General features: G+C 53.2%; 26 protein-coding genes. All 26 read left to right on the top strand.

Annotation, left to right across the window (positions count from 1 at the left end; translation table 11 throughout):
• The first annotated feature begins 104 nt into the window (after positions 1-104).
• A complete protein-coding gene (locus K0H79_RS12075; RefSeq protein WP_203324301.1) occupies positions 105-938 on the top strand; it encodes a protein-glutamate O-methyltransferase CheR in 834 nt (277 codons plus the stop codon).
• 141 nt (positions 939-1079) lie between these two features.
• Positions 1080-1478: a flagellar basal body rod protein FlgB gene (flgB, locus tag K0H79_RS12070; protein ID WP_203324300.1), complete on the top strand. Its 399-nt coding sequence runs from the start codon at positions 1080-1082 to the stop codon at positions 1476-1478.
• Between the two features lie 2 nt (positions 1479-1480).
• On the top strand, positions 1481-1894 hold the full coding sequence (gene flgC, locus K0H79_RS12065; RefSeq protein ID WP_220075965.1) for a flagellar basal body rod protein FlgC: 414 nt from the start codon (positions 1481-1483) through the stop codon (positions 1892-1894).
• 26 nt (positions 1895-1920) lie between these two features.
• Positions 1921-2649: a flagellar hook assembly protein FlgD gene (gene flgD / locus K0H79_RS12060; protein WP_220065025.1), complete on the top strand. Its 729-nt coding sequence runs from the start codon at positions 1921-1923 to the stop codon at positions 2647-2649.
• Positions 2650-2682: 33 nt separating this feature from the next.
• Positions 2683-4044 (top strand): flagellar hook protein FlgE, encoded by a 1362-nt coding sequence (gene flgE / locus K0H79_RS12055; protein ID WP_220075964.1) that lies wholly within the window; start codon positions 2683-2685, stop codon positions 4042-4044.
• A 166-nt stretch (positions 4045-4210) separates the two neighbouring features.
• Positions 4211-4954, top strand: a complete 744-nt coding sequence (gene flgF, locus K0H79_RS12050; protein WP_220075963.1) for a flagellar basal-body rod protein FlgF — start codon at positions 4211-4213, stop codon at positions 4952-4954.
• Positions 4955-4966: 12 nt separating this feature from the next.
• Positions 4967-5755: a flagellar basal-body rod protein FlgG gene (gene flgG, locus K0H79_RS12045; protein ID WP_011760426.1), complete on the top strand. Its 789-nt coding sequence runs from the start codon at positions 4967-4969 to the stop codon at positions 5753-5755.
• 12 nt (positions 5756-5767) lie between these two features.
• On the top strand, positions 5768-6442 hold the full coding sequence (flgH, locus tag K0H79_RS12040; RefSeq protein WP_220065022.1) for a flagellar basal body L-ring protein FlgH: 675 nt from the start codon (positions 5768-5770) through the stop codon (positions 6440-6442).
• 12 nt (positions 6443-6454) lie between these two features.
• Complete coding sequence (locus K0H79_RS12035; protein WP_220065021.1) at positions 6455-7546, top strand: flagellar basal body P-ring protein FlgI; 1092 nt, start codon at positions 6455-6457, stop codon at positions 7544-7546.
• A gap of 27 nt (positions 7547-7573) precedes the next feature.
• On the top strand, positions 7574-8710 hold the full coding sequence (flgJ, locus tag K0H79_RS12030; protein WP_220075962.1) for a flagellar assembly peptidoglycan hydrolase FlgJ: 1137 nt from the start codon (positions 7574-7576) through the stop codon (positions 8708-8710).
• Positions 8711-8731: 21 nt separating this feature from the next.
• Complete coding sequence (flgK, locus tag K0H79_RS12025) at positions 8732-10648, top strand: flagellar hook-associated protein FlgK (RefSeq protein ID WP_220075961.1); 1917 nt, start codon at positions 8732-8734, stop codon at positions 10646-10648.
• 12 nt (positions 10649-10660) lie between these two features.
• The gene (gene flgL / locus K0H79_RS12020) at positions 10661-11866 is read left to right on the top strand and encodes a flagellar hook-associated protein FlgL (RefSeq protein ID WP_220075960.1); all 1206 of its coding nucleotides are present in this window, start codon (positions 10661-10663) and stop codon (positions 11864-11866) included.
• A 92-nt stretch (positions 11867-11958) separates the two neighbouring features.
• Positions 11959-12780, top strand: coding sequence for a flagellin (locus K0H79_RS12015; protein ID WP_220075959.1), 822 nt, complete (start codon positions 11959-11961; stop codon positions 12778-12780).
• Positions 12781-13028: 248 nt separating this feature from the next.
• Complete coding sequence (locus tag K0H79_RS12010; protein ID WP_220075958.1) at positions 13029-13847, top strand: flagellin; 819 nt, start codon at positions 13029-13031, stop codon at positions 13845-13847.
• 125 nt (positions 13848-13972) lie between these two features.
• Positions 13973-14380 carry a flagellar protein FlaG gene (locus tag K0H79_RS12005; protein WP_220075957.1) on the top strand — a complete coding sequence of 136 codons (408 nt, stop codon included), beginning with the start codon at positions 13973-13975 and terminating at the stop codon, positions 14378-14380.
• A gap of 25 nt (positions 14381-14405) precedes the next feature.
• Positions 14406-15770 carry a flagellar filament capping protein FliD gene (fliD, locus tag K0H79_RS12000; RefSeq protein WP_220075956.1) on the top strand — a complete coding sequence of 455 codons (1365 nt, stop codon included), beginning with the start codon at positions 14406-14408 and terminating at the stop codon, positions 15768-15770.
• Between the two features lie 30 nt (positions 15771-15800).
• Positions 15801-16121, top strand: coding sequence for a hypothetical protein (locus K0H79_RS11995; RefSeq protein WP_220075955.1), 321 nt, complete (start codon positions 15801-15803; stop codon positions 16119-16121).
• A gap of 6 nt (positions 16122-16127) precedes the next feature.
• Positions 16128-16538, top strand: a complete 411-nt coding sequence (gene fliS, locus K0H79_RS11990; RefSeq protein ID WP_220075954.1) for a flagellar export chaperone FliS — start codon at positions 16128-16130, stop codon at positions 16536-16538.
• 289 nt (positions 16539-16827) lie between these two features.
• Complete coding sequence (locus tag K0H79_RS11985) at positions 16828-18258, top strand: sigma-54 dependent transcriptional regulator (protein WP_309304481.1); 1431 nt, start codon at positions 16828-16830, stop codon at positions 18256-18258.
• A 92-nt stretch (positions 18259-18350) separates the two neighbouring features.
• Positions 18351-19424: a PAS domain-containing sensor histidine kinase gene (locus K0H79_RS11980; RefSeq protein ID WP_220075953.1), complete on the top strand. Its 1074-nt coding sequence runs from the start codon at positions 18351-18353 to the stop codon at positions 19422-19424.
• Complete coding sequence (locus K0H79_RS11975; RefSeq protein ID WP_220075952.1) at positions 19417-20757, top strand: sigma-54 dependent transcriptional regulator; 1341 nt, start codon at positions 19417-19419, stop codon at positions 20755-20757. Before K0H79_RS11980 ends, K0H79_RS11975 begins: the two co-directional genes overlap by 8 nt.
• A 123-nt stretch (positions 20758-20880) precedes the next feature.
• Positions 20881-21216 carry a flagellar hook-basal body complex protein FliE gene (fliE, locus tag K0H79_RS11970; protein ID WP_220065009.1) on the top strand — a complete coding sequence of 112 codons (336 nt, stop codon included), beginning with the start codon at positions 20881-20883 and terminating at the stop codon, positions 21214-21216.
• A gap of 36 nt (positions 21217-21252) precedes the next feature.
• On the top strand, positions 21253-22938 hold the full coding sequence (gene fliF / locus K0H79_RS11965; RefSeq protein WP_220067900.1) for a flagellar basal-body MS-ring/collar protein FliF: 1686 nt from the start codon (positions 21253-21255) through the stop codon (positions 22936-22938).
• Positions 22931-23968: a flagellar motor switch protein FliG gene (gene fliG / locus K0H79_RS11960; RefSeq protein WP_011760409.1), complete on the top strand. Its 1038-nt coding sequence runs from the start codon at positions 22931-22933 to the stop codon at positions 23966-23968. Before fliF ends, fliG begins: the two co-directional genes overlap by 8 nt.
• Complete coding sequence (gene fliH, locus K0H79_RS11955; protein WP_220075951.1) at positions 23968-24870, top strand: flagellar assembly protein FliH; 903 nt, start codon at positions 23968-23970, stop codon at positions 24868-24870. Before fliG ends, fliH begins: the two co-directional genes overlap by 1 nt.
• The gene (gene fliI / locus K0H79_RS11950) at positions 24839-26179 is read left to right on the top strand and encodes a flagellar protein export ATPase FliI (RefSeq protein ID WP_220065007.1); all 1341 of its coding nucleotides are present in this window, start codon (positions 24839-24841) and stop codon (positions 26177-26179) included. Before fliH ends, fliI begins: the two co-directional genes overlap by 32 nt.
• Positions 26180-26182: the final 3 nt, after the last annotated feature.

Genomic DNA, 26182 nt, shown 5'->3' with positions numbered 1-26182 from the left:
GGCACTGGATAATGTATAAAGCAGCGCTTATTTTTGGGGAATAAAATCAGAAGGTTAACCAGTTATTGAGTTAATTTTCTCTATCAGGTGCAGGATGAGAAACGGTGTCAGACAAATCACTGGCTGAAGCGGAATATAATCAATTCAGGTTGTTCCTTGAACAACACAGCGGCATAGTGCTTGGCGAAAACAAGCAGTATCTGGTCCGCAGCCGCCTTGCGCCTCTGATGGGCAAATACAACCTGCCTTCGTTATCAGAAGTGGTCAAACATTCAATGAAACCCACAGAGCGGCAACTGCGCGCCGAGGTCATTGATGCCATGACTACCAACGAAACACTGTGGTTTCGTGATAAATACCCCTTCGAATTGCTCGCCAATGCGCTGCTGCCTGACTATGCCAAGCTTGGCAGGCCGCTTAAAATTTGGTCTGCCGCTTGTTCTTCAGGGCAAGAGCCTTATTCGCTGGCGATGACTATCCTCGAATATCAGCAAAAACGTCCGGGCGGCTTGCCCGCAGGCGCATCGATTCAGGCAACGGATTTATCTCCCTCAATGCTGGAGCGTTGTAAACAGGCCGAATACGATAGCCTGGCGCTGGGACGGGGCTTATCGGATGAACGAAAAAGAGCATTTTTCGACACCCTGCCAAGCGGCAATATGCGGGTTAAAGACAATGTGCGGCGTATGGTGAGTTTCCGGGCACATAACCTGCTGGAAAGCTATGCCTTGCTGGGTAAGTTTGACATCATCTTTTGCCGTAATGTGCTCATTTACTTTGCCCCTGAGGCAAAGGCAAAAATACTGCGGCAATTTGCTGCCGCTCTCAATCCCAAGGGCATCCTGTTTCTTGGCGCTTCCGAGTCCATTGCTGGTTTGACCGATGAATTTGACATGGTGCGCTGCAACCCGGGTATTTACTACCAGAAGAAGACATAGCCGAATAACCTAATGAATAAAAACAAAAAAGCCGACTTTGCCAAGTCGGCTTTTTTGTTGTCTGTCATCTGCATGGCGGAACGCCCCAGATTTGGCACACGAATTGCTTTTCATCTGCCATCATGGCGTGGAGGCAATTTTATGGCGATCAGTTTCGATAAGGCGCTTGGGGTGCATCAGTTTACCCTTGGCATCAGAGCAGAGCGGGCGGAAGTCCTCTCAAGCAATATCGCCAACGCCGATACCCCCCATTACAAAGCACGGGATGTGAACTTTGCCGATGCGTTGCAGGCGGCACGCAGCCACCAGCGTGGCATGCAAATGGCTCAAACCAGCGAAGGGCATTTTGACTTGCAAGCTCTGAGCCGACAGCACGTGCAGTTCCGTGTCCCCAATCAGCCCGACACAGGCGATGGCAACACGGTGGATATTCAGCAGGAACAATCTGCCTTTATGCAAAATGCGCTGGAATATCAGATGTCGCTGGGCTTTCTGGAAGGCAAGTTCAACGGTATGAAAAAGGCCATTAAAGGAGACTGACAATGAGCTTGTTTAATATCTTCAATGTGTCTGGCTCCGGCATGAGCGCGCAATCGGTTCGCCTCAACACCACCGCCAGCAACATTGCCAACGCCGACTCAGTGTCCAGCAGCGTCGATAAAACCTACCGGGCGCGTCATCCCGTGTTTGAGGCTGAACTTGCCAAAGCCAGCCAGCAGCAATCTGCACGAGGTGTGAATGTCAAAGGCATAGTCGAAAGCGATAAGCCGCTGCAAAAAGAATACAATCCGGACCATTCCATGGCGGATGCCGATGGCTTTATTTACAAACCCAATGTGAACGTGATGGAAGAAATGGCCGACATGATATCCGCTTCGCGTTCGTACCAAATGAATGTCCAGGTGGCCGATACCGCCAAGAGTATGCTGATGCAGACTTTGAGAATGGGCAAATAACGGATGTGGCGCTAAGGAGGTAAGCCGTGAGTTTTCTTAACTCTATCAGTCAGGCATCGGCGGCCCAGTCAACCCAGAGCACGGGAAATCCCTTTCTGGACAGTGTCAGGTTGCAGACCAAAGAAGCAGTGCCAGAGGCCAAAAAACAGGAATTGACCCAAGAGGACTTTTTCGCCCTCTTGTCGCAGCAGTTGTCGATGCAGGATCCGTTCAAGCCGGTTGAAAACGACCAGATGATTGCCCAGATGGCGTCTTTCTCTACCGTGGACGGTATCGCCAATTTGAACGAGCACATTGTGAATCTGAATACCGTGATGACCTCCAGTCAGGCCCTGCAGGCATCGGGTTTGGTGGGACAGAAGGTGCTGATCCCATCGGCATCTGGTCATGTATCCGCTGAAGAGCCCAACCTCAAGGGCGTTATCAGTACCTCCAAGCCCATTGAGACAATCATGGTGCGCATTGAAGATGCCAAGGGGCAGTTGGTGAAAACCTTCAGTGTCGATGGCAGTGATGGCGGCAACATTGATGTGAATTGGGATGGCCTCGACGCCGAAGGTAAACCCGTTGCCGACGGTACTTACACCATCAAGGCCAGTGGTCGGGTCGATGGTAAGGCCGAGGAATTACCGGTTTCAACTTATGCCCACGTGACCAGCGTGTCGCTTGGGACTGCAGCAACAGGCGCCATTCTTAACTTGCGTGGCATTGGCGGCATTAAACTATCGGATGTTCTGGCTGTGGCTGAGAGCTGATCCAGAAAACCAGACTAAAGAGGTAACTGACTTATGTCTTTCAATATCGCACTCAGTGGCATTGCTGCCGCCCAGAAAGATTTGAACACCACTGCCAACAACATCGCCAACGTCAACACCACGGGCTTTAAAGAGTCTCGTGCTGAGTTTGCCGATGTGTATGCGGCGTCGATTTTCTCCAACAGCAAAACTCAGGTGGGTGGTGGCGTGACCACCACTCAGGTGGCGCAGCAGTTCCATCAGGGCAGTTTGCAGTTCACGAGTAATGCGCTGGATTTGGCCATCAGTGGCGGCGGTTTTTTTGTGACGTCGGCCGACCCTTCGGCCCGTGATTACAGTTTCACCCGCGCTGGTGCATTTAAGGTCGATAGCAACAACTACCTGGTGGATTCCGCAGGTAACTTCCTGCAAACCTTCCCGGTGGATAAATTCGGTAACTCCACCTCCGTGAGTTTGACCACTACCCGTCCGGTACAAATTCCCGACACTGCCGGCAGCCCACTGATGACCGAGAACGTGGGGATTCAGATGAACCTGAACGCCGGAGAAAAAACCAAGGACCCTGCGGCATTTGATCCAGATGATCCAACCACATTCAACAACTCAACCTCGTCCACCATTTATGACTCCCTGGGTGAGCCACATATTTTGACCACTTACTTTGTACGGCCCAACGATGGTGCCTACACAGGGGAAAACAACTGGGTGGCTTACTATGCGCTCGATGGTCAACCTGTGAATCTTGGCAGTGGTGCGGGCACATACCAAACGGATACTGACGGTGACGGCGTCCCGGACACACCAGCAACCGCTCAAACCACGGGGGGCTGGACTGGTGCCGTACTGACCTTTAACAGCACTGGTACTTACACTGGAACCAATCCAGCGACCATCACTACAGAACCCCTGGGGATTGGTGGTGCCGGCATTCTGGGGCCCGGCGCCGATGGCAACCAAACCATTACCATTAATTTTGCCAACCCGACTCAGTACGCCTCTGCCTTTGAGGTGACCGAACTGACTCAGGATGGTACTACTGTCGGTCGCCTGACCAACGTGGAAGTGGGTGAAGATGGCCTGATTAAAGCCGCCTACAGCAATGGAAGTACAGTGCCCCTTGGCCGCGTTGCTTTGGTGCGTTTCGCCAACGAGCAGGGGCTGACTCAGGTGGGTAACACCTCCTGGAAAGAAAGCCTGGCATCGGGCACAGCTCTTGCGGGAGAAGCTAACAGTGGTACTTTTGGCGCTATTCGTTCGGCGGCGCTTGAACAGTCCAACGTGGATTTAACCACAGAGTTGGTTGATCTGATTTCGGCGCAGCGTAACTTCCAGGCCAACAGCCGAACATTGGAAGTGAACAACACGCTGCAGCAGACCATTCTGCAGATCCGTTAAGGTTTTCTCTCCTTGGTTGCCGCCTTCGGGCGGCAATTTTTTGCCTGTTTACGTCCCCCTTATCGTCCTTATCCTCGCCTTCCCAGCCCTTGCAGGACTCGTTCTTGGTTAATTGGCATGCAGTTTGCTTTGCTGAGTGCATGCTAGATCTTTGACGGAGCCCAGCGTGGACAAATTTCTCTATATCGCCATGAGTGGTGCCAAGCAGAATCTTAATTCGCTTTCCATTCGGGCCAACAACCTGGCCAACGCCAACACAGATGGCTTTAAGGCCGATTTGGAGCAATCCCGCTCCATGCAAGCCTTTGGAGAGGGATTGCCCACCCGGGTATTCGCCATGACCGAAAATCCCCAGGCCAGCTTCCGTCACGGCCCCATTAACAGTACCGCCCGGGATCTGGACATTGCCGTAAAAGGCGATGGCTGGATAGCAGTGGAAGATGCCGATGGCAACGAGGCCTATTCACGTGCCGGTAGCCTGAAATTTGACGAAACCGGTTTGCTGACCAATTCACAGGGGCGCCCTGTGATGGGCGATGCGGGCCCAATCGTTCTGCCACTGCCCATCGATAAGGTGGAAATTGCCCAGGATGGCACCATCACGGTTCGGCCTCAGGGGGCGACTGCCGAAGTGGTGGAAGAGGTGGCCCGGATCAAACTGGTAAACCCCGGTAATCAAAACCTGATGCGCGGTGACGATGGTCTGTTTCGGATGATGAATGGAACGACTGCACCACAGGATGAAACCGTGGCTCTGGAGAGCCGCGCAGTGGAAGGCAGTAACGTCAACCCCGTCGAAGAGATGGTGGCCCTGATTGATATCCAGCGGCAGTTTGAGCTGCAGGTAAAAATGATGAAAACCGCAGAAGAAAACGATAAAGCTTCTGCACAACTCGTACGTATTGGCTAAGGAGACAGGATTATGCATCCCGCATTATGGATAAGTAAAACTGGCTTAGATGCTCAGCAAACGGATATCGCCGTGATATCCAACAACGTCGCCAACGCCAGTACCGTCGGCTACAAGAAAAGCCGCGCCGTGTTTGAAGACCTGCTCTATCAAACTGTAAATCAGGCAGGCGGGATCAGCGCGTCCAATACCAAGTTACCCAATGGCCTGAACATAGGCGCCGGCACCAAGGTGGTGGCGACCCAAAAGATGTTTACTCAGGGCAACATGCTCACCACGGATAACGCGCTGGACATGATGATTGAAGGCCCTGGCTTTTTTGAAATTCAGTTGCCGGATGGCACCACAGCCTACACCCGTAACGGTCAATTCTCACTGGACGATACCGGCCAGATAGTTACGCCCGGCTCCGGTTATGTGCTTCAGCCAGCCATCACCATTCCCGATAACGCCACCAGTATCACCGTGTCTGCCGAAGGGGAAGTGTCAGTAAAAACTCCAGGGGCCGCCGAAAGCCAGATTGTGGGGCAGCTGACCCTGTCTGACTTTATCAATCCCTCTGGCCTTGACCCCATAGGTCAGAACCTATACCTGGAAACCGGTGCCAGCGGCACACCTATTCAGGGTACCGCCTCATTGGATGGCATGGGGGCGATTCGTCAGGGAGCACTTGAAACCTCCAACGTGAATGTGACCGAGGAGCTGGTCAATCTCATCGAAAGTCAACGCATCTATGAAATGAACTCCAAGGTGATTTCAGCGGTGGATCAGATGCTGGCTTACGTTAACCAGAATCTGTAAGAGGCGATGGTTATGCTCAGATACCTTATGGTTGGTTCGCTGCTGGTGCTCGCAGGATGCGCCAGTACAGAACACAAACCCATTCCGGACGATCCTTACTATGCCCCTGTGGTGCCTGAAGAGCCGCCGGTCGCATTGGAACCTACGGGCTCTATTTTCCTCGACTCACAGGCGGCAAGCCTGTACACGGATATCCGAGCCCACAGGGTAGGGGACATCATTACCGTGGTGCTCACCGAGTCTACCCAGGCAACCAAGAGCGCCAACAATGAAATCAAAAAAGGCTCGGATCTCAATATGGATGCCATCCAGGCTCTTGGCGGCCCGGTCACCATCAGTGGTAATCCGCTGAGTCTGGGGTATTCCGACAGCATGAACACTAAGCGTGAGGCTGACGCGGATCAAAGCAACAGTCTCAGAGGCAATATCTCTGCCCATGTGCTTCAGGTGCTGTCCAATGGCAACCTGGTTATTCGCGGTGAAAAGTGGATAAGCATCAACAACGGCGACGAGTTTATTCGGGTCACCGGGGTTATCCGGCCCCAGGACATCACCACAGACAACAAAGTGGAATCCACCCGGGTGGCCAATGCCCGTATTCAATACAGCGGCACTGGCACCTTTGCCAATTCGCAGCAGGTGGGCTGGCTCAGTCAGTTCTTCCTCAGCGATTGGTGGCCCTTTTAAAGGAGCTTGGACATGAACATCAAGGTTCTGCTTGCCGTGGCCCTGCTGGCCATGACGGTGCCGGTCAAAGCCGAGCGCATTAAAGATATCGCCGCCGTTCAGGGCGTGCGAAGTAATCAGTTGATTGGTTATGGATTGGTGGTGGGTTTGCCGGGCACCGGTGAAAAGGCGAACTACACCGAGCAAACCTTTACCACCATGCTGAAAAACTTCGGCATTAATTTGCCGACCAACGTAAAACCCAAGATTAAAAACGTGGCCGTAGTGGCAGTGCATGCCGATATGCCACCTTTCATCAAACCCGGCCAGACCCTGGATGTCACAGTGTCCAGCATAGGCGAAGCCAAGAGCCTGCGTGGTGGAACCCTGTTGCAAACCTTCCTTAAAGGGGTGGATGGCAATATTTACGCCATTGCCCAGGGCAGCATGGTGGTGTCCGGTTTCAGCGCCGAAGGGCTGGACGGCTCAAAGGTTATCCAGAATACCCCAACAGTGGGGCGTATCCCCAACGGCGCCCTGGTGGAGCGGGCAGTACCGTCTGCCTTTGCCCATGGAGATTTCCTTACCTTTAACCTGCACCGCGCCGACTTCTCCACCGCCAAGCGGATGGCCGATGCCATCAACGACTTGCTTGGGCCGGAAATGGCTCGTGCACTCGATGCAGCCTCGGTTCAGGTGTATGCCCCAAGGGATGCCTCACAGCGGGTGTCATTTCTCGCGACACTGGAGAACGTCGAAGTAGAGCCTGCCGATGAGTCTGCCAAGGTGATTGTGAATTCGCGCACCGGCACCATAGTCGTTGGCCAGAATGTGAAGTTATTGCCCGCGGCGGTGACCCATGGCGGTCTGACCGTGACCATTGCCGAAAATCAGCAGGTGTCACAACCCAATGCCCTGGCCGGTGGCGACACCGTGGTAACCAACCAAAGCACCATAGATGCGTCTCAGGCCAATAGCCGTATGTTCCTGTTTAATCCGGGCACCAGCTTGGATGAATTGGTCAGGGCCGTGAATCTGGTTGGCGCTGCGCCTTCGGACGTACTGGCTATTCTTGAAGCGTTAAAGATGGCAGGCGCCTTGCATGGTGAGCTTATCGTCATTTGATTCTTGTCGGAAAATTGGCAACTCACCATGGAAAAGCTTTCAAACGCTTCACATTTCCTCGACATCGGTGGCCTGGACAAATTAAGAGCCCAGGCCAAGGCCGATGACAAGGCAGCCCTGCGGGAAGTTGCCAAGCAGTTCGAGGGGATTTTTGTGCAGATGCTGATGAAAAGCATGCGTGATGCCAATGCCGTGTTTGAATCCGACAGCCCGTTCAACAGCCAGTACACCAAGTTTTATGAGGAAATGCGCGATCAGCAGATGGCTGTCGACATGTCCCAAAAGGGCATGCTGGGACTGGTGGATTTGATGGTGCAGCAGCTATCTCCTCAGGATAGCCCCATCACACCGTCATCTGTGCTGGGTGGCGATAAGCGTTTTGATATGGGGGGGGCCCCCATGATGCTGCGCCGTGACAAGGCTGCTGAGGCCAGTGAGGCCAATCAGGCAAAGGCGCCACTCGAAGGGGTTAGTGCGCGTCAGATGGCTGAACCTCAACTCGCTGCGATGAACGCTGATATGGCCACAAGCATGGGTTTCCATGAAGCCCCGGCTCTGGATGCACCAACAGCCGTATCGGCTTCTGCTTCCAGCGCAGCTGCGCCCATATTCGACCAATTGCTCGCCGGGAAGCAAACCCCCAGCAAGCAGCTGGAAAGTGAGCGGGACAATCCGAGTTTTGAAAGCCGTCAGGATTTTATTCGTGCCCTGATGCCGCTGGCGAATGAAGCTGCCAAGCGTCTTGGTACCAAGCCTGAGGTGCTGATTGCCCAATCGGCACTGGAAACCGGTTGGGGCCAGAAGCTCGTAAGAAGACCCGACGGCAGCATGAGCAATAACCTGTTCAACATCAAAGCCGACAGGCGCTGGGAAGGGGAAAAAGCGGCCATCAATACCCTGGAATTTGAGCAGGGCGTCGCGGTACGTCAACGAGCCGACTTCCGGGTTTACGACACCCTGGAGCAAAGCTTCAACGATTTTGTCGACTTCCTGAAAAGCGGCGATCGCTACGGTGATGCCCTCAAACAAGCGGCAAGACCTGCATCCTTCGTGCAGGGTTTACAAAATGCCGGGTATGCCACGGACCCTCAATATGCCGACAAGGTGATGCGGGTAATGCAGGCGGTAACGTCTGAAATCAAGGCCATGGCCCTTGGCAACTGACCCTGACAGGCGGAGAAAGAAATGAGCATAGATTTATTGAACATCGCCCGGACCGGGGTACTGGCATCTCAGGCACAGCTCGGAGTCACCAGTAACAACATTGCCAACGTCAATACCGAAGGCTATAACCGCCAGGTTGCGACCCAGGCCACTCACCTGTCGCAGCGCTCCGGTAACAGTTTTTATGGCACGGGCACCTATGTCTCCAGTGTCAAACGGGTGTACAACGAATATGCCGCCCGCGAGTTGCGCATCGGCCAAACGGCAAAAGGTGCCGCCGAAGTCAGCCACACCAAAATGAGTGAACTCGATCAGCTGTTTTCCCAGATTGGCAAGGCTATCCCCCAGTCGCTTAACGATATGTTCAAAAACATCAACAGCCTGGCAGATTTGCCATCGGATCTGGGCATCCGTGGCGGTGTACTGGGTTCTGCCCAGCAGATGGCCAGCGCCATCAATGAGATGCAACGTCAGCTTGAAGGGCAGATGAAGCAAACCCATGAGCAGATTGATGCCATCACGACCCGCGTCAACGAAATCAGCACTGAGCTTGCCAATATCAATCGTGAGTTGATGAAAACCATGGGCGAAGACATGCAGCTGCTGGATAAGCAGGATGCGCTGATCATGGAGTTGAGCGAATATGCCCAGGTGAATGTGATACCTCTGGAAAATGGTGCCAAAAGCATCATGCTGGGTGGCGCTGTGATGTTGGTGTCTTCAGAAGTGGCCATGAGCTTAGGGACGGCGCAGGGCGATCCATATTCAGACGAACTCAGGCTCACTGCGACCACCGGCACCTCAACGTTGGTTGTCGACCCTTCAAAACTGGGCGGACAGCTTTCGGCGTTGTATGAATTCAGGGATAAAACCCTTATTCCCGCTGAAAATGAACTTGGCCAGTTATCGCTTGGTATTGCCAATGCCTTTAACGAGGCGCAGAAGGCCGGATTTGACATGAATGGTCAGGTCGGCAGCAATATATTCCTTGATATCAACGACCCGCTCATCGCCCAAAGCCGTGTAGGCCAGTATGGCAGCAATACGGGGACTGCTTCTCTCAGTGTGTCGGTGGAAGATGTGGGAGCACTCTCTGGCAGTGCCTACGAGCTTAAATACACAGCCCCGGGTACCTATGAGTTAACCGATACCCTTACAGGCGATGTGACGCCACTGACCTTAAGTGGTTCCACCCTCACAGGTGGCGCTGGTTTTAACATCAACATCGATGCAGGCGCTTTTGCCGACGGTGACAGGTTCCTTATTCGGCCCACCTCAGGGGCAGCTGCGCAGATGTCGGTAGTGATGACAGATCCCAAAGGCATTGCCGCGGCGGCACCCAAGATTACCGCCGATACAACGAATTCGGGTAACACCAAGGTTGCTGTTACCAGCATCGATAATCGGCTGGCGGCCAACTTCCCGGTGACCGGCAGTGAGCTGACCTTTACTCTCAATACCGGTGCCAATACCTATGATGTCACCGCTGCCGACGGCACAGTGCTTGCGGCCGGTGTGGCATACACGCCGCCTTCCATCAGCGCCTTTGGCTTTACCTTTGAGATAGAGTCCGCAGGGGCTGCCACTGACAGTTTTACCTTTGATCTCAGCTACGGCGAAGGTGACAACACCAACGCCCTGGCCATGGCGCAATTGGCTGATACCAAACTGATGAACGGCGGTAAGTCCACCCTCATTGATGTGTTCGAAAAAACCAAGCAGCAGATTGGCTCAGGCACCAAGGCTGCCGAAGTACGCTTGGAGTCTGCCGAAGCCATTTACCAGCAGGCCTATGGGCGGGTTCAGGAGGTATCCGGCGTCAACCTGGATGAAGAGGCGGCCAATTTGCTGCGATTCCAACAGTCGTATCAGGCGTCGGCACGCATTATGACCACGGCCCAACAAATCTTTGACACCCTGTTTGCGTCGGTGCGTTAAGAGGATTGAGTGATGCGTATTTCTACCTCGCAAATGTTTACCCAGAACACCAATAACATACTGCAAAAGCAGACAGAGACCGCGAAGCTGCTAGAGCAGTTGTCCAGTGGCAAGAAGGTGAATACCTCGGGTGACGACCCAGTGGCGGCCCTGGGCATTGACAACCTGAACCAGCAGCAGGCGCTGGTGGATCAATTTCTAAAGAACATTGACTACGCCAAAAATCATTTGGGTATAGCCGAAAGTAAACTTGGCAGCGCAGAAGAACTTGTGACCGGTGTGCGTGAGCAAATTCTGCGGGGTGTGAATGGTGGTCTATCGCCCTCCGAGCGGCAAATGATTGCCGATGAGATGCGTGGCAGCCTTCAGGAACTGCTGAATGTGGCAAATACCCGGGATGAATCGGGCAACTTTATGTTTTCCGGTTTTAAAACAGACACTGAGCCCTTTGCCTTCGATGGTGCCGGTAACATGGTTTACAGCGGTGATACCGGCGTGCGTGACGCCATGATTTCCCGAGGTATTGCCATGGGAACCAATGTGCCCGGCGATATGGCGTTTATGACGTCACCTAACGCCCTTGGCGATTATGCCGTCAATTATTTGTCGACCCAGGCGGGTGATTTTAAGGTTCAAAGCGCTGCAATAACCAATCCGGCAGCCCATGTGGAAGACACTTATACCTTTAATTTTATTGATAATGGTGCTGGCGGCGTGAACCTGGAAGTCCGTGACAGTGCAAATGGACTGGTCACCACAGTGAACAACTTTGATGCCACCAATCCTGTGAGTTTCAACGGGATAGACGTCAAGCTTGAAGGTACGCCCGCTGCAGGCGACAGCATTTCCCTGGCCCCTCAGGCCGAAGTCAGCATTTTCGACACCATTAATAAGGCAATCGCCCTGATAGAGGACGATAGCCGCATGAATTCTCCCGCTGGAAAGGCTGAGTTGGCACAACTCTTGAATAATACTGACAGCGGATTGAATCAGCTCAGCACCGCCAGAAGCGTGGCAGGTAATAACCTCAAGAGCCTTGAGAGTTACGCCGGACGACACGCCGAAGAGCAGGTCGTCAATACCTCGGCGCTGTCATTGCTGGAAGATCTGGATTACGCAACGGCGATTTCGGAATTTGAGAAGCAACAGCTTGCATTGAACGCAGTCTCCAACGTGTTTAGCAGAGTTGGTTCTGTGTCCCTGTTCGACTACTTGTAGCGGCAGGCACAGCCACTCACTGGAAGCAATTTTGTTAACTAATTTAGCCAAGCTCCAAGCCTTGGCGGTAACACTAGGAAGAGGAACTCAACATGGCTATTACTGTTAATACCAATGTGACCTCCATGAAGGCCCAAAAGAACCTGAACATGTCCAGTGGTCAGTTGGCGACTTCCATGGAGCGTCTGTCATCCGGTTTGCGCATCAACAGCGCGAAAGACGACGCCGCCGGCTTGGCAATTTCTAACCGTCTGAACAGCCAGGTGCGCGGTTTGGAAGTGGGCATGCGCAATGCCAACGATGGTATCTCCATCGCCCAGATTGCTGAAGGTGCGATGCAAGAGCAAACCAACATGCTCCAGCGTATGCGTGACCTGTCCATCCAGGCCGAAAACGGTGCCAACAGCACCGATGATCTGCAGGCGATTCAGGATGAAATTGATCAGCTGATCACCGAAATCACCGCTATCGGTGACTCCACTGCCTTTGGTAACACCAAGCTGATGACCGGTGACTTCTCTGCCGGTAAGTTGTTCCAGGTTGGTCACCAGGAAGGCGAGGATGTGATCATCAAGGTAAGTGAAAATAACGCCGGTTCCCTGTCAGTTAATGCCGTTGATATCACTTCCTCTGCGGGCCGTAACTCGTCTTTGAATCGCATTGATGAGGCAATCAAAAACATCGACACTCAGCGTGCGGCGCTTGGTGCGGTGCAAAACCGTCTGGCTCACAACATCAGTAACAGCGCCAATACCCAGGCTAACGTTGCCGACGCCAAGAGCCGTATTGTGGATGTGGATTTCGCCAAAGAAACCTCTGCCATGACCAAAAACCAGGTACTGCAGCAGACTGGTTCGGCGATGTTGGCCCAGGCCAACCAGTTGCCACAGGTTGCCCTGTCTCTGCTCGGCTGATATTTAACAGGCATCAGTACGCGGCGATGCCTGCCAGGCGGCAATTTTTTGCCACTGGTCAGGCTGGCCGCGCTGTTTTTTATAGAGCAAATATTTGAGTTATAAAAAAAATTTAAAAAAAGTCAGAATTTTTCAAAAAAGCCCTAAAGGATAAAAAGACGCTGCCGCTAAATATACTGTAACGAGTATGACCGCCTGGCTGAACAAGACAGGCTAGTCCTGAGCCAGGTAACCAAGAGGAATCGATCATGGCCATTACAGTAAACACCAACGTCACTTCAATGAAGGCGCAAAAGAACCTGACCTTGTCTAACCGTGATCTGGCAACCTCCATGGAGCGTCTGTCTTCAGGTCTGCGCATCAACAGCGCCAAAGATGACGCCGCAGGTCTTGCCATCTCCAACCGTCTGAACAGCCAGGTTCGCGGTCTGGAAGTGGGTATGCGTAACGCCAACGACGCTATCTCCATCGCTCAGATTGCTGAAGGTGCGATGCAGGAGCAGACCAACATGCTGCAGCGTATGCGTGACCTGGCCATCCAGGCTGAAAACGGTGCCAACAGCTCAGATGACCTGTCTGCACTGAAGGCCGAAATGGATGAGCTGGCGACTGAAATCACCGCTATCGGTAACACCACAGCTTTCGGTAACACCAAGCTGATGACCGGTACTTTCTCCGCCGGTAAGCTGTTCCAGGTAGGTCACCAGGATGGCGAAGACGTTACCATTAAGGTTAACGAAAACAACGCTGGCACCTTGTCTGTTAACTCGCTGACTGTACTGACTTCTGCAGGTCGAAATTCCGCGATTGGCAAAATCGACGATGCAATCAAGAACATCGATACACAGCGCGCTTCTCTCGGTGCTATCCAAAACCGTCTGGCCCACAACATCAGCAACAGTGCCAACACTCAGGCCAACGTAGCTGACGCCAAGGCACGTATCGTGGATGTGGATTTCGCCAAAGAAACCTCTACCATGACCAAGAATCAGGTTCTGCAACAAACCGGTTCTGCCATGCTGGCCCAGGCCAACCAGTTGCCTCAAATCGCCCTGTCTCTGCTGTAATTTCTCAGGGATTGAAGCACGGCAGGGGGAGGTTCGGCAACGGATCTCCCTTTGCCATATCTGGAAATCAGTCATGATATCCCGACTTGTTCGCGATATCTGGCCGGAAAGGTATGAGGTGAGGTATGGATATTGCATTAGCTGGCGCCACATTGCCACAGCAGCATCAGCGGGCTGAGCTCGCAGCGACACCTGTCAAACCTTTGGCACCGAAGGATGCGGAGCTTAATCGCGCTGATATTGCCCAACCGGTAGACGCCGGCCAGGCAAATGCCAAAGCACAGGAAGAGAAACAACAGGCTGAAGCTGAAAAAGAACAACTGGCTGCTGTCGCAGAAGAGATGTCCAGTATGATGTCTATGATGCGAAAGGGGTTGGAGTTTCGGGTGGATGAGTCATCCGGGCAACCTGTAGTCAGTGTGCTGGATATAGCATCGGGAGACGTCATCAGGCAGATCCCAAGTGAAGAAGCACTTAAAATTGCCCAAAAATTATCAGAGGTCACCGGGCTTCTAATGAAAACAGAGGCTTGAGGTGCACCCGTAATACGAGGTCGATATGGCATTAACTGCAACCGGAATTGGCTCTAATCTGCCCATAAACGACATGGTTTCGGCCATTGTCAACGCAGAGAAAGCGCCCAAGGAAGCTCTGTTCAACCGAACAGAGGACACCATCAATGCCAAGGTTTCTGCCATAGGTACCTTAAAGAGTGAACTGGCCAAATTTCAGGATGCCCTGAAAAAGCTGCAAAAGGGCAGTGAACTCAGTATTCGTAAAGTCTCCACTGGAGACAGTCTCTATTTTAAAGCGACTGCTGACAAATTTGCCCAAAGTGGCACTTATTCCATCAAAGTTGAACAGTTGGCGTTTTCACACAAGGTTGCGGGTACCAATACCGCTGCGGCAACCGATACCGTGGGAGAAGGGCGTCTTGACTTCACTGTGAATGGAGAAAGCTTTGGCGTTGATGTTGACGCTGCCGACGATTTAAATGCCATTGCCAAAAAAATTAATGATGCCAGCGACAATAAAGGCGTAATTGCGACCGTCATTACCAGTGATGCGGGCAGTCGCCTGGTATTTTCTTCAGAAGAAACAGGTACAGCCAATCAGGTTAGCGTGACAGCCACTGATACTTCGGGCACAGGTCTTAACGACATGTTCAATGGCGTCAATCTGTCTGAGCTGCAAGTGGCACAAGACGCTATTTTGTACGTTGATAATCAAAAAATCACATCCGCCAGTAATGAGGTGAAAGGCGCCATCACGGGTGTGACTTTGGAATTGACCAAGGCCGATATTGGAGAGGTCGGGACTCTGACTATCTCTCAGGATGACGAAGCGGTGAAGGCGAATGTGTCCAGCTTCGTAGATTCCTATAACTCTTTGATTGATTCTATCAATAAGCTTTCCTCCTACGATGCGGACAAGAAAAAGGCTGCTGCATTGCAGGGTGACTCCATGATTCGTTCTCTGGAGTCGCAGCTGCGTAAGATGGTCAGTGAGCGGGTCGATGTGGATGGGAAAACGGTTGCTCTCTATGACATGGGGATTAAAACCGACCGCTATGGCAAGCTGGAAATTGACAGTGCCAAGCTGGATAAGGCCATCGCCGAAGACATGAGCTCACTGGAAGGTTTGTTTTCAACGGAAGATACTGGCCTTGCAAATCGTTTTTCGGATCTCGCCAGCACCTACACCAAGGCTGGTGGTGTTATCAGTACCCGTAACGATACATACAACAGTGAAAAGCAGCGGCTTGATGATCAGCGGGAAGCCTTCACCCGTAAGATGGATGCATTGGAAGCACGGTTGTTTAAACAGTTTAATGCGATGGATTTGGTGGTTGCGAGCCTCAACCAGCAAACCAATGGTCTGATTGACAGACTGAACTCGCTCCCTGGCGTGATAAAAGACTAAACTGAATTTGAGCGCCAACCGGAGAACGACATGCACGAACTGGAAGTACTCAATAAAAGTTTAATTTTATTGTTTGAAAAGCTGGAGAAAACGACAGCTGAAGATGAAAGTGCTGATGACTTGGTATCACAATTGCAAGAGATGATTCTCAAGCGTCAATTTTTATTGCAGAAGATGGAAGCAGGCCAAGAAGACGAAGATCGTTACTTTCTGAATAAGGAATTGCGACTGAGTCAGGAGTTTTTAGCCAAGGCCATGACTCTTCGGGAGCACAGGCAGCAGTTATTGCATGCCGGCAGTAAAAGTAAACGCCAAATCAATGTTTACAGAACAATCGATGCAAATAGGTAGGTACATATGAGAGGGTCACTGCAATCTTATCGCAAGGTATCACTGGAAAGTGAAATTGCCGTCGCGTCCCCCCACCGTATCATTCAGATGATGTTTGCAGGCGCTCTTGAGCGCTTGGCGCAGAGTCGTTACGCAATTGAGCAAAATGACTTAACCAATAAAGGCATTTTCATCAATAAGGCTATAGGTATTATTACTGGTTTGTCTAACAGCCTGAATATGGAGGCTGGTGGAGAAATTGCCAAAAACCTGGGTGACCTCTATGACTTTATGCTGCGTAAGATCAGCGAGGCAAATCTTAACAACGATCCCCAGGCTATCGATGATGTGATGGGATTGCTGAGAACCTTGAAAGAGGGGTGGGATGCCATCCCAACAGAGCAACATAACATCACTTCTCATGACGAAGCTGTTTGATTTTTGCACATAAATTTCCCGAATAAAAAGGCGCAGTGAATGCGCCTTTTTTGACATTAGCCAGAGAATTGACCAAAAGGGTCGGAAGCGCGGGAAAATTGGTCTAGAATCAGAAGCAAAAGAGTTTATTGTAAAGCAGAGACTTGCTTCTCGACTGCCGATAATACAATATTCGACATGGTGTGAATGACCGGCAGTTTTCCCGGAGTAACAGCATTGACGCCCTGTGAGCAACGAACACCAATAATTAATGCGATTCGTTAGATATTCGAGCGTTACGGCCAACTGAATGATGCAGACAGACCAGAGAATTTTGCTTGTAGGAAACCAGACCGAACGTATCGGCCGTCTTTCCTGCATTCTTGAGTTTTTAGGTGAACAACTAGAGACACTGGACCCAAGTGGCCTGGAACAAGCCGTCAAAGAAACCCGTTTTCGGGCACTGATTGTTGACCTTGGATCCCTGCCCCTGGATCAGGTCAAGGTGTTTGCCACCAAAATGCCTTGGCAGCCGATTTTAGTGCTGGGTGCAAGTGATGGCCTGGGTGCAAACCTTATCGGCGGCATTGAAGAACCGTTCAATTATCCCCAACTCACCGAGTTACTGCATTTCTGTCAGGTTTTTGGCCAGCAGAAGCGCCCGGATGTGCCTACCAGTGGCAACCAGACCAAGTTATTCCGCAGTCTCGTTGGCCGCAGTGAAGGCATAGTCAACGTCCGTCATCTCATCAGTCAGGTTGCGCCATCGGATGCGACTGTTTTGGTGCTGGGCCAGTCTGGTACTGGCAAGGAAGTGGTTGCTCGCAATATTCACTATCTGTCGGAGCGTCGAGACGGTCCTTTTATTCCCGTCAACTGTGGTGCCATTCCGCCTGAACTACTGGAGAGTGAACTCTTTGGTCACGAGAAGGGCTCTTTTACCGGAGCTATCAGCTCACGTAAGGGACGTTTTGAACTGGCCGAAGGCGGTACCCTGTTTCTGGATGAAATCGGTGATATGCCCCTTGCCATGCAGGTAAAACTGCTGCGTGTGTTGCAGGAACGCGTATTTGAACGCGTCGGTGGCAGTAAACCCATTCAAGCCGATGTACGTGTTGTGGCTGCGACTCACAGAAACCTTGAGAACATGATAGAGAATAACGAGTTCCGTGAAGATCTCTTCTATCGCCTCAATGTTTTCCCCATTGAAATGCCGTCGTTGTCTGAGCGCTGTGATGATATTCCTCTGTTGCTGCAGGAGCTGGTCAGCCGGGTCTTTAACGAAGGCCGCGGCAAGGTGCGTTTCACCCAGCGCGCCATTGAATCCCTCAAGGAACACGACTGGTCAGGCAACGTACGTGAACTCTCCAACCTGGTTGAGCGCCTGACTATCCTGTATCCGGGCGGTTTGGTGGATGTGAACGATCTACCCGTTAAATATCGCCATATCGATGTCCCCGAGTACTGTGTCGAAGTCAGTGAAGAGATGCTGGAGCGTGATGCGCTGGCGTCCATTTTCAATGATGATGAGCCGGTGGAAATTCCGGAAACCCGCTTCCCGAGCGAACTGCCTCCGGAAGGGGTAAATCTTAAGGATTTGCTGGCCGAGCTCGAAATCGACATGATCCGTCAGGCGTTGGAGCAGCAGGATAACGTCGTTGCCCGCGCAGCTGAGATGCTGGGGATCCGCAGAACCACTCTGGTTGAAAAAATGCGTAAGTACGGGATGACTAAAGACTAATTTTACTCAGGTCCCAGCCCATTCACTAAATTTCTACTCTGGCACAGTCCCTGCATTAACCCTGTCAATAACGTAATTTTGACGGGGTTTCCATGGCCACCAAAGCTTTAGCCAAGATAGCCGACTTTCCGGCGCGGACTCATCTTAAAGAGGTGAAGCCCAGCGGCGTTGCATCTGCCGAGCAAATGGCGCAGATCCTGGAAGCCATGCCATCTGGCGTGGTGATCCTGAATGCCGATGGCATAGTCACTTTGGCAAACCCCGTTGCGGTTCAGCTGCTTGACCGGCCTTTGGAGGGTGAGCGTTGGCTCAGCGTCATCGCCAGAGCCTTCTCTCCTCAGGATGACGATGGCCATGAGGTCTCGCTCAAGAATGGCCGCAGAGTCAAACTGGCCATTACGCCACTGGAACCCGGTCAGCTGATTTTGCTGACCGATTTGACTGAAACCCGCTTATTGCAGCGTAACCTTGCTCATCTGCAGCGTCTGTCGGCCCTTGGCAAAATGGTTGCGACGCTGGCACATCAGATCAGAACCCCACTGTCGGCAGCACTGCTTTACGCCGCAAACCTGGCCAGTCCGAAACTCAATCAGGATTCCCGCAGTCGTTTCCAACAAAAGTTGGTGGACAGGCTGAATGAGCTGGAGCGACAGGTCAACGACATGCTGTTGATGGCAAGGGGCAAAGTGGAAGCGCCCATGTCTCCAATGCCATTGGCAGACATCATTGCCCCGGTGCTGGCAACCTGTGAGCCCATCGCCACCGACAAAGGCTGTGCAGTGCGGTTTCAGGACGAGTCCCTTGGCACCATGATGGCGGCCTCCCTGAGTGCACTGAGCTCAGCCATTAATAATCTTTTGATGAACAGCCTTGAAGCAGGCGCCCGCCACATACTGCTCCATGGCAGCATACAAGAAGGACGTCTGGTGCTTGCGGTGGTGGATGATGGTAAAGGATTGGAATCCGGCAGTGAGCAGCAGGTGATGGAACCCTTTTTTACGACCAAGGCACAGGGTACAGGCCTTGGCTTAGCCGTGGTACAGACAGTGGTGCGTAACCATGGTGGTGAGCTGAAAATGCAATGCGCTGCCAATCGAGGCTGCAGTGTCATGCTTAAATTCCCCGTGATTTCAGAAGATTCAGTAAAGGAGGTTAGCCATGCCTGAAGGCAGATTGCTACTTGTTGAGGACGATGCGTCTCTGCGTGAGGCGCTGCTCGACACCCTGATGCTGGCGCAGTTTGACTGTGTGGCGCTTCCCAGCGCCGAAGAAGCCATTCTTGCGTTGAAAGAATCACGTTTTGATATGGTAATCAGCGATGTACAGATGGAAGGCATAGGTGGCATGGGGCTCTTGGCCTACTTACGGCAGCATCATCCCAAGGTTCCGTTATTGCTGATGACGGCCTTCGCCACAATAGACAGCGCCGTGAGCGCCATCAAACTCGGTGCGGTAGATTATCTCGCCAAGCCGTTTTCACCCGAAGTGCTACTTAATCAGGTCAGTCGATACATGCCTGCACAAGCCGATACCGGTGCACCTGTGGTGGCCGACGAGCGCAGTCAGGCGTTAATGGCCCTCGCCGGACGGGTCGCCAAATCCGAGGCATCGGTGATGATCCTGGGGCCCTCAGGTTCGGGTAAGGAAGTGCTGGCCCGCTATATCCATAAACAAAGTTTGCGCTCAGATGGTCCCTTCGTGGCCATCAACTGCGCTGCTATTCCCGAAAACATGCTCGAAGCCACGCTGTTTGGTTATGAAAAAGGCGCCTTTACCGGTGCCTATCAGGCCTGCCCCGGAAAATTTGAGCAGGCCCAGGGGGGCACCCTGCTGCTAGATGAAATCTCCGAAATGGATTTGGGATTGCAGGCCAAGTTGCTGCGGGTATTGCAGGAGCGGGAAGTTGAGCGTCTCGGCGGCCGTAAAACCATTAAGCTGGATGTGCGTGTACTTGCCACGTCCAACCGTGAGCTCAAGGCCATGGCAGAGCGGGGCGATTTCCGTGAAGATCTCTATTACCGTATCAACGTATTTCCATTGACCTGGCCGGCACTGAATCAGCGCCCCAAAGATATCCTGCCACTCGCACGGCATTTGCTGGCACGCCATGCAGAGCGTCTGGGAACTGAAGTTCCCGAATTTGACGAAGCAGCCTGTCGCAGATTGCTGGCACATCGGTGGCCGGGGAATGTCAGAGAACTCGATAACGTGGTGCAGCGGGCGTTAATCCTGTCCGCCGGGGTGAAGATAGGTGTGCAGGACATTATTATCGACGCCATGGACGTTAACCAAATCACCCAGGAAGAGACTGCCATCAAGGCCGAGCCCGAAGGGCTGGGGGATGAGCTCAAGGCGCAGGAGCATGTGATTATTCTTGAGACCCTGAGCCAGTGTCGCGGTAGCCGTAAATTGGTGGCTGAGCGGCTGGGGATCAGTGCCAGAACCCTGAGGTACAAGATGGCCCGAATGCGGGAAATGGGTATTCAGTTACCTGCCTGATATTTGGGCAAAAGCATCACAAAAAGCAGGCTTGGCCTGCTTTTTTAGTTTATTGGCAAGCCTTTTGCAGTACCCCGATATCAGCGATTTATCCCGTCAATTTCATGGCGAAGGGAGCAGCATATGCAAATAGGTCCATCTTCATTCATGCAGGAAATGCAGAAACTCCAGGGCGAACTCAATCCTTCCATGGGCATTGAGCCTCAGCCGCTTCGTCAGGTTGGTAACACCAGCGGAGCTGACTTTGCCAGTTTGCTCGCCAACGCAGTAGGCCATGTGAACGAGCTGCAGCAAAGCTCTTCAAGTCTGGCAACCAGACTGGACATGGGCGATACCCGCGTGACCCTGTCTGATACCGTGATCGCCCGTGAAAAGGCCAGTGTCGCCTTTGAGGCGACAGTGCAGGTGCGCAACAAGCTCGTCGAAGCCTACAAAGAAATCATGAGCATGCCCGTTTAAGGCGGCCACTGAAGGATACTGAACGTGAGCACAGATATGATTGTCAGCACCGACAGCGGCATGAGCGGTGTACAGCAGGAAAATAAATCCGGGGTGCTGGGTAACCTCGGTGGCGCCGACATGCTTAGACAGGTCACTATGATCCTGGCCCTTGCCATCTGTTTGGCATTGGCGGTGTTTGTGATGATGTGGGCACAGGAACCCGAATACCGCCCATTGGGTAAGTTTGAAGCCCAGGAAATGATCCAGGTGCTGGATGTGCTCGACAAAAACAAAATTCCCTATCAGGTGGATTTTGATGTGCTGCGGGTCCCCGAAGACAAGTATCAGGACATTCGGCTGCTGCTGAGCCGTAACGGTGTGGATGCTGCCAGTACCACCAATCAGGATTTTCTGAGTCAGGACATGGGCTTTGGCGTGAGTCAACGTCTGGAGCAGGCCAGACTCAAACACAGCCAGGAGCAAAATCTTGCCCGCACCATCGAAGAGCTGAAAAGCGTCAGCCGCGCCAAGGTGATTCTGGCACTGCCCAAAGAAAACGTGTTTGCCCGTAACCAGTCCAAGGCCAGTGCCACCGTGGTGGTCACCAGTCGTCGTGGCGGTCTCGGGCAGGAAGAAGTGGATGCCATAGTCGATATAGTGGCGTCCGCCGTACAGGGGCTCGAGCCTACCCGGGTGACGGTAACCGACTCCAACGGTCGTTTGCTGAACTCCGGCAGTCAGGACGGCGCTTCCGCCCGTGCCCGCCGTGAGCTCGAGCTCGTCAAACAAAAAGAAGCCGAATACCGCGCCAAGGTTGATGCCATACTGATGCCCATTTTGGGGCCGGAAAATTACACCTCCCAGGTGGATGTGACCATGGACTTTACTGCCGTGGAACAAACGTCCAAGCGTTTCAACCCTGATCTGCCTGCGGTGCGCAGCGAAATGACCCTGGAAACCCAAACCAACGGTGAAGCCAACATGGGTATCCCCGGTGCGCTGTCGAATCAGCCGCCGATGGAGTCAAACATTCCTCAAACCCTGCAGGAAGCGCAGGACAAGGCCCAGGCAAGTGGCAACTCACATCGTGAGGCAACCCGTAACTACGAGCTGGACACCACCGTCAGCCATACCCGTCAACAGGTTGGCGTGGTGCGCCGCGTGAGTGTATCCGTGGCGGTGGACTACAAAACCGGTGAAGCCAATACAGAAGGTCAGGTCAATCGTGTTGCCCGCACAGAGGCCGAGCTTGCCAATATTCGTCGTCTGCTTGAAGGCGCTGTGGGGTTCAGTGGTCAGCGCGGCGACAGCATCGAAGTCGTCACTGTACCCTTTATGGATCAGCTGGTTGAGGAAGTGCCAGAGCTGCCAATGTGGGAGCAACCCTGGTTCTGGAAGGCCATGAAACTGGCTTCCGGCTCTCTGGCCATCCTGGTGCTCATCCTCTTTGTTGTGCGCCCACTGCTGAAGAAACTGCTGCTTACCGACAAAGTCGATATGCCTGATGATGGCCGCCTGGGTCATGAACTGGCAGAGATTGAAGATCAGTTTGCCGCAGACACTCTGGGTATGCTCAACGCCAGCGATGCTGAATACAGCTATGCAGACGACGGCTCGATTCTCATCCCGAATCTGCACAAAGATGATGATATGATTAAGGCTATCCGTGCTCTGGTTGCCAACGAACCTGAGCTTTCCACTCAAGTCGTGAAGAATTGGTTGCAACAGGACAATGGCTGAAAATAAAGAAAAATCCGAATCCGGTTTCAAAGTCAGCAATTTAAGCGGCGTTGAAAAAACGGCCATTCTGCTGCTGAGTCTGAGTGAGGCCGATGCTGCCTCTATCCTCAAGCACCTGGAGCCCAAACAGGTGCAAAAAGTGGGGATGGCCATGGCCGCGCTGGAAGACTTCGGTCAGGAAAAAGTCATCGCGGTACACAAGCAATTTCTGGATGACATTCAGAAATTCTCCTCCATCGGCTTTAACAGCGAAGAGTTTGTCCGTAAGGCGCTGACAGCGGCCCTGGGTGAAGACAAGGCCGGCAATCTGATTGAACAGATCATCATGGGCAGTGGTGCCAAGGGCCTGGATTCACTGAAGTGGATGGACGCCCGTCAGGTAGCCACCATTATCCAGAACGAGCACCCGCAAATTCAAACCATCGTGCTCTCCTATCTCGAGCCGGATCAGGCCGCGGAGATTTTCTCTCAGTTCCCGGAAAACACCCGTCTGGATCTGTTGATGCGGATTGCTAACCTCGAAGAAGTGCAGCCTGCTGCTTTACAGGAGCTGAACGACATCATGGAGAAACAATTTGCCGGTCAGGGTGGTGCTCAGGCGGCCAAGATGGGTGGCCTGAAGGCGGCTGCCAACATCATGAACTACCTGGATACTGCCATCGAAAGTCAGCTCATGGAAACCATGCGCGAAACTGACGAAGAAATGGCGCAGCAAATTCAGGATCTGATGTTTGTCTTCGAGAACCTTATTGATGTGGACGACCGTGGTATCCAAACCTTGCTGCGTGAAGTGCAGCAGGATGTGCTGATGAAGGCGCTCAAGGGAGCCGACGAGCCGCTTAAAGACAAGATCCTCGGTAATATGTCCAAGCGCGCGGCAGAGCTGCTGCGTGACGATCTGGAAGCCATGGGCCCAATCCGTATCAGTGAAGTGGAATTGGCTCAGAAGGAAATTCTGTCCATTGCAAGACGCCTGTCCGATGCCGGTGAAATCATGCTCGGTGGTGGCGGCGGTGAAGAGTTCATCTGATGACTGACAGCAAACGCCCCAAAAACATATTGCGCGCTGAGGAGCAGGACGAATTCGCTCACTGGCGATTACCTGATATGTCCTCTGCGCGGGAAGAGGCGCCGGCCAACTTGCTGGGCAGGCGTCCGGGGCAAACCTTTGTGCCTCAGGAAGAAGAGGAAATCCGTCCGCCCACGCTGGCCGAAATAGAGGCGATACGTGCCGAGGCCGAACAGGAAGGCCTGGCGGCAGGTCATGCGGAAGGCTTGGCTCAGGGGTTGGAGGCCGGTCGATTACAGGGCTTGAAAGAAGGTCACGAAGAAGGCGTACGTCAGGGCCATGAGCAGGGAATGGCACGGGGATTGGAAGACGCCGCCCGATTGATTAGCCGCTTTGAAGGCCTGATTGAGCAGTTCGCCGCCCCCATGGCGGTACTGGATAACGAAATTGAGCAGGAACTGCTTTCCCTCGCCATGGGATTGGCAAGGCAAATTCTGCAGCACGAGTTAAAAACACATCCCGAACATGTACTTGCAGCATTACGTGAAGGGGTTGATTGCCTGCCATTGAAAGAGCAGCAAGTTAAAATCCGGCTCAATCCGGAAGACGTTACCCTGGTCAGCAGCCTGTATGGCCCCGATGAACTCACCCGTAAACTATGGCAGTTGGAGAGCGACCCGCTTCTGGCGCGTGGCGAGCTGGTGATAGACAGTCAGCGTTCCCGGGTGGATATGCGGCTGGAAAACCGGATTGCGGCAGTATTGGCGGCGCCGATAGAGCGTCATGAAACGCTGGAGCGTGAAGCGCAGGTATTGCAGCAACAAGCTCAGAGCTCGGCCGCTGAGCCAGGTCATACGGATGGGGTAAAGGGGGCTGAAGAGGAGCGGGGGGATGATAAATCGTCGCCACCACCTGCTGAATAACCTGCGTCAGCTACGGCAATCTTTGCCGGTCAATCGTCCTGTGGCCGAAGGTCAACTGGTGCGTGTGGTGGGGCTGACACTGGAAGCCAGTGGGTGCCGAGCCCCCGTCGGCAGTCTCTGTGCCATCGACACCATGGGTGGCGAACTGATTGCCGAAGTAGTCGGTTTTGATGAAAACCTGCTGTATTTGATGCCCATTGAAGAATTAAAGGGCGTGCTGCCCGGCGCCAGGGTTAGGCCATTGGGTGAGCAAACCGGTATCCATGTGGGGATGTCGCTGCTGGGCCGAGTGCTGGATGGCGGCGGTGAGCCCCTCGATGGTCTAGGGCCTTTGGGCACTACAGACATAGCTCCGCGCCATGGCCCTGCCATTAATCCACTTGCACGCCGACCCATTCACGAGCCCCTTGATGTGGGTATTCGTGCCATCAACGCCATGTTGACTGTCGGCAAGGGCCAGCGCATGGGGCTCTTTGCCGGTTCGGGCGTGGGTAAGTCGGTGCTACTTGGCATGATGACCCGCGGCACCACGGCCGATGTGATTGTGGTGGGGCTGGTCGGCGAGCGGGGCCGGGAAGTGAAAGAATTTATTGAGGAAATCCTGGGGAGCGAAGGGCGTGCCCGCTCAGTGGTAGTCGCGGCTCCCGCCGATACATCGCCCTTGATGCGTCTTCGCGCCTGTGAAACCTCTACCCGTATCGCCGAATACTTCCGCGATTTGGGATTTAATGTGCTGCTGCTGATGGATAGTCTGACCCGTTATGCTCAGGCGCAGCGTGAGATTGCCCTGGCAGTGGGAGAGCCTCCGGCAACCAAGGGGTATCCGCCATCTGTGTTTGCCAAACTGCCAAGGCTCGTCGAACGGGCCGGCAATGGTGGACCGGGGCAGGGCTCCATTACCGCGTTTTACACGGTATTGACCGAAGGGGACGATTTGCAGGACCCCATTGCCGATGCGGCCCGCGCCATTCTGGATGGTCATATAGTGCTGTCACGCACCTTGGCTGACTCAGGCCACTATCCCGCCATTGATATTGAAGCCTCCATCAGCCGGGTTGCTCCCATGGTCATCAGCCCGGCACACCTGGAAGCGATGCGGCGGGTTAAACAAACTTATTCTCTCTATCAGCAAAATCGCGACCTGATCTCCATCGGTGCCTATGCCGCCGGCAGCGACCCACGCATCGACAATGCCATTCGCTTGCAGCCAGCCATGAATGCTTTTCTGCGTCAGGGGATGCGTGATGCCATCAGTCTGTCCGACAGTGAAACCATGCTTGGCCAAATTGCCGCTCAGTGTAAGGGCTAATCC

The organism is Shewanella sp. FJAT-52076 (genome assembly GCF_019457455.1).
GTDB classification, from domain to species: domain Bacteria; phylum Pseudomonadota; class Gammaproteobacteria; order Enterobacterales; family Shewanellaceae; genus Shewanella; species Shewanella zhangzhouensis.
Note: the sequence above shows the minus strand (reverse complement) of the source record. Positions and strands in the feature narration are given on the sequence as shown.